Here is a 4,910-nt window from a genome sequence, read left to right on the forward strand (position 1 = left end):
ACACCCCGAAGCCGTGCTTTTGACCGGTGTTACAGGATTTGTGGGTGTCAATCTTTTGGTAGAGTTACTGCAATCAACTATTCCGACGATTTATTTACTGATTCGCGCAGCAGATGAAGATCATGCAGGAAAACGTGTTTTAGAGGCCTTGGAAAGTCAATGGATCGCTGCAGATATTTATGATGAAAAAAGGATTAAGCTGCTGGCCGGAGACCTTGCAAAACCATTTTTAGGATTGACTCCGGAAAGATATCATGAATTGACTCAGGTCATAGATGTGGTATATCATGCGGGGAGTTCTGTCAATTTCATCCAGCCATATGCTTACATGAAATCCGCTAATGTAGATGCTTTACACACGCTGATCACATTTGTGACGACCCACAAACTGAAGCAATTATCCCTGTTGTCAACCGTAGGTGTTTTCAGCTGGGAACATTATTTCACAAAAATTCCGTTAATCAAAGAAGATACGGATATCGGTTCGGCTTTTAAATGTTTAAGCAGGGATATGGGATATATCCAAAGCAAATGGGTGATGGAGCAAGTTGCACAGGAAGCTATTTCGCAGGGAGTTCCGATTGTTATCTTCAGACTCGGTTATGTTTTCTGCCACAGTTTGACAGGAGCAACAGCCAAATATCAATGGTGGAGCTCGCTCATTAAAACCTGTATCCAATTGAAATGCTATCCGCTTTTAATAGACCAGAAAGAAGAATTAACAATGGTGGATTTTGTGAGTAAAGCAGTGGTACATATTTCCCGAAAACCGGAAGCAATAGGGGAGATCTTCCATTTGAGTCCGGCGCCCGAAAATAACATTACTGTCACGGACTTCTTTGAATTTTTAGGCAAGGAATTCAACTTTGAGTTAAAACCTGCTCCTTACCGGGAATGGCTGGAATTGTGGGAAAACGATGAAGAAAGTCCGCTTTATCCGCTCCTGAACCTATTTAAATTCAAAGCTTACGATAATAAGGCAATCATTGAAATTCATCAAAACACTCCGGATTTTGATATTAGCAATACGAACAAGTTTTTAAAAGACAGTCGGATCGAGAATACAGTGGTAACGCGTGAAAATGTGGCGGCATTTTGTAAATACCTGGGAGTTCTTGATTGAAGATATTCGTTATGATATAAAACCGAAACAGACTACTTTTAAAGTAACAAATACTGCATGTACTATGAGAACATATTTTGTGTTAATCCTTCTTTTTTCTTGCATCGGTTCTGTCTCATCTTGCCACAATGACAAAAACCAACAGAATCAAAAAACAACCAGGCAGCTTACAGCTAAGGAAAGGGCAGACAATGAGCGCGCTTCTTTTGATAAACTTCCCAATCATAACGATTCCGTTGTCGGATGCTGGCTGATTGATTCGGTTAAATCTGTCAGACTCCGGGAAGACATGGATATCGACGCCTTGTTCTTTTTAAAAGAGCACAAAAAACTGGTGATTCTGGACAGTTCAAAATACAACGAATTTGAAGAGAAAATTGGCTTCTTCCGCTTTTACAACAATGAATTGACTTTCGAAATAAATACGGAAGAAAAACCCTTTCAATACAAGTGGAACACGATCCTTACCGGAGAAAATATTGTTGCACAAAATAAGAAAGACCCGAAAGCCTTTCTTTATCTGACCAAAGTTGACCGGAAAAGTTCTCTGTAATGAGGGGATTTACGGAATTGTTCTCATTATGATTTCTTTCACACCGCCTTTTGTGAAAATAATGGAGTTATAAACACCGGATTTATCCGGAACGAATTCAATCGTTCGATCGTTATTGTCTGCTCTAAAGAACTTTGTTCCGGATTCGGGAAGAAGCTCCATTTCCAGATCATTGTAATACAATCTTCCGCCAACTTTTAGTATTTCAATTCCTCCATACTTGCCTGCGTATTGATCATATATGCCGGTATCTATTTTCGTTTGGAAATGTGTGTATGGAAGTTCGACATCTTTTTGAAAAACAATGGCAGCCAGGCTGTAAGAAATAATATAAGATTCCGATTGATTATTAGACAAAACGGTTATAAAGACTTTGTCATCTGTAAAACGGTTAAACGAAGTCATGGTCCCAAAAAAACCTCCGTCGTGGGCAATTAATTGATGCCCCTGATTGTAAAACGGATTGATAACAAACCCATATCCCCAATTTTGGTCGTTATGAGAAGTAAACATTCGTTTTTTCATTTCTGCCGACAAAATACTCGTGCCATATAAAGCATTGTCCCATAAAGCCAGATCTTCAACGGTAGAATAAATACCATCATGACCGATATTGATTCCCCAATTGATATAAGGATTATGAATGAATCCGTTTTCTGTCCGACAATAAACCTGTGCTTTTTTTGAAACGATCGAATCATTATTACTAACACCGGTATTCTTCATTCCTGCTTGTTCAAAGATGTTTTTTCTTAAATAAACCGGGTAAGCCTCGCCTGAAACTTTTTCTATAATCTTAGCCAGTAAGTAATAACCGATATTGCTGTATTCACTTTTAGTTCCGGGCGAGAACTCATAAGGTATTTTCTTTATTTCAGAATAGGCCGAATCGGGACTAATGGAGCTTAATGCCAATTCCTTAAAGCCTAAAGCAAGTCCTGAAGAATGGGATAACAACATGTGAATAGTCACGCTGTCGGCTTTTGGGTAATCCGGAAAAAAAATACTTAGGTGATCTTCCAATGACAATTTCCCTCTTTCCACTAATTGAAGAATTGCCGCAGCTGTAAATTGTTTTGTGACCGAAGCCAACTGAAATTTAGTATCTACAGTGTTTTTGACATTCCATTCATAGTCCGCTAAACCGTATGATTTTTTCAATAAAACCGAGCCGTTTTTTGTGACCAATACTGCTCCGCTAAAATGATTCACGTCGACTTGTGCCTGCATATACTTTGCAAGATTGTCTGAGATGCTTTTTTGTCCCCAAATGAACGTTGGGAAGAGCATTATTGCTAAGATCAGCTTTGTCATTATTTTAGAATAGAATGAAGCCGCAATGTTATGATTTTATAAAATAACAATATTGTATTTTTGTAAACTTGTTAAACAAACAGCCATTTTATTTGACCGTTTTCAAGTGTCGCGATTTTAGAAAAAAACGCTTTTGGTGTAAACCCGGTTAACTTTTTAAAATCCCGGATCATGTGTGACTGATCAAAATAATCCAGGTTATAAGATAAACCCGGTTCATTTTCAAGATGGTTTTGAATCGCAGTGCGGAACCGGATGATTTTTTTGAACTGGGAAGGTGTTTTGCAAATGTGCTTATCAAAGTGTTTGTTGATGGTTGTTCGCGATCTGCCGGTTTTATGAGATAAGTTCGTCATGGACTGGTTTAAGTTGCCTGCATCCATCATTTCGGCGAGCACATTCTCCAGTAAATGATCTTCGAACGGCCTCAATTTCGAAATCCAGTAAGATTCTAATTGCTCAATTCTCTCGTCGGGGTTTTTGATTGAAAGAATGGACCTCATCGAGGTCTTGTAATCATCGTATGGATTAAAGTCAGGAAAAGTCCCTTCCGAATAATGTCTCAAATCATTGTCTATAAAAGCATTTATTCCGAGAGGTTTGAAGTACGTTGTGATTTCGTTGATTTTACCTTCATACTGCACAAGAACCGGCTCATTGAAATTACATACCAGGTTGGTTTCAATCGCATTCGAGGGACAATATTTGGTAATTATTTTATCTCCTGTGTCCAACGTTTTGGTATGCTCACTCATGGTGATAATAGTATAAATACTGGGAAACGTAAAATACGCAACGGGTTTTTCTTCAGAAGTTTGTTCTAAAATGTAGAAGCACTCAATGTGTTTTTTCAGTAAAGAATTTTTAGGTCTATAGACTTTTATGTTCATTCTTTTTGGTCCTTTTTAAAAAGCATTATGAATTAAGAGCTCAATCCGGAAGTATGGAATAAAGGTATTTATAAATGGAAGAAAATAATCATGCGATTGATGAAAGTTCAACCGGAATCGGAAGAATCAGACAAGTTTGGAGGGCTTACTTGAGTTTTCTCTTTCTGACCTCTTTACCATCCACTTTTACTATTTTGGTCAGTACACCATTTTCCCTGATATCAATGATTTCTTTTCGCCCTTTCCGCTTCCGTTTAATGAGGTAGGATTCATTGCGGTTGTGTTTTAGCTCATAGATACAAAGACCCGCCTTGTTATATTTGGTTGATTCGTATTGATAATTGTGATCATCGGAGAGATTATGAGACTTTAATTGCCCGGTAGGGTAATAATAAGCCATGTTGTAATATTTTTTTTTCAACGAATCATCACTGAACAAACTGTATTCTACCCAGAGAACTTTCCCTTTGTCATAAACGATTTTCCGGAAACCATCAAAAACAGAATCCTTGAGCTTCGGATAGCGAAGTGCCGTATACATGATTTCGCCTTTTTTGAAATAATAGACTTTGCCTACCGTATAACCACAATTGTACTCACATAAAAACTGGTAATAATGGTTGGAAGAATCGATTGGATTCCATTTTTTATCAAAATATTCTACCCATAATCCATGTGGTTCCCGTTGCATTTTCGAAGTGTCAAGCTGAGGATTCAATGAAATATCTTTGGCTGCAATTGACTGACCATCGGGATAAACGTATCTCCATAAATTCGTTGTGATCAATCGGTCGTTTTTATAAAAACGTTCTTTATAATCCAAAGTCGTATCGAGATCTTTCAGTTGCTGTTGACCGAACACCAGGAAGATGAAGGTGGAAAAAAGTAAGGTTGCAACGTTTTTCATGAGTGTAAATATCGGATTAATTCGTAAAAAAGAGTCGTGAATCCCTTCACCAAATCCCTTTAATAAAATGTCTTTCAAGCAGAAAGTAACCGAATGAATTAATGGTTTGGAAAACAGGATGAA

At 37.8% G+C, this 4,910-nt stretch carries 5 protein-coding genes; 2 read left to right on the forward strand and 3 right to left on the reverse strand.

What is annotated here, in order from left to right:
• Positions 1-1,123, forward strand: a 1,123-nt coding sequence (locus tag Q1V93_RS11710) for a thioester reductase domain-containing protein (protein ID WP_300664891.1), incomplete at its 5' end; no start/stop codon positions are given.
• A 64-nt stretch (positions 1,124-1,187) separates the two neighbouring features.
• The gene (locus Q1V93_RS11715; protein WP_300664892.1) at positions 1,188-1,676 is read left to right on the forward strand and encodes a hypothetical protein; all 489 of its coding nucleotides are present in this window, start codon (positions 1,188-1,190) and stop codon (positions 1,674-1,676) included.
• Between the two features lie 9 nt (positions 1,677-1,685).
• Here the strand turns inward: Q1V93_RS11715 and Q1V93_RS11720 are convergent, their stop codons facing one another.
• The 3 genes from Q1V93_RS11720 to Q1V93_RS11730 form a co-directional block, all read right to left on the reverse strand.
• The gene (locus Q1V93_RS11720; RefSeq protein WP_300664893.1) at positions 1,686-2,990 is read right to left on the reverse strand and encodes a serine hydrolase domain-containing protein; all 1,305 of its coding nucleotides are present in this window, start codon (positions 2,988-2,990) and stop codon (positions 1,686-1,688) included.
• 71 nt (positions 2,991-3,061) lie between these two features.
• Positions 3,062-3,745 carry a helix-turn-helix domain-containing protein gene (locus tag Q1V93_RS11725; RefSeq protein WP_300664894.1) on the reverse strand — a complete coding sequence of 228 codons (684 nt, stop codon included), beginning with the start codon at positions 3,743-3,745 and terminating at the stop codon, positions 3,062-3,064.
• 280 nt (positions 3,746-4,025) lie between these two features.
• Positions 4,026-4,910: hypothetical protein (locus Q1V93_RS11730; protein WP_300664896.1), on the reverse strand; the 885-nt coding region annotated here is incomplete at its 5' end.

Source organism: Fluviicola sp., from assembly GCF_030151805.1.
Lineage (GTDB): Bacteria > Bacteroidota > Bacteroidia > Flavobacteriales_D > Crocinitomicaceae > Fluviicola.

What these genes read in the sequence shown, in the direction of transcription:
- Q1V93_RS11715 (WP_300664892.1), top strand. Translation starts at nt 1,188, where the DNA reads ATGAGAACATATTTTGTGTTAATCCTTCTTTTTTCTTGCATCGGTTCT.
- Q1V93_RS11725 (WP_300664894.1), bottom strand. Translation starts at nt 3,745, where the DNA reads ATGAGTGAGCATACCAAAACGTTGGACACAGGAGATAAAATAATTACC.
- Q1V93_RS11720 (WP_300664893.1), bottom strand. Translation starts at nt 2,990, where the DNA reads ATGACAAAGCTGATCTTAGCAATAATGCTCTTCCCAACGTTCATTTGG.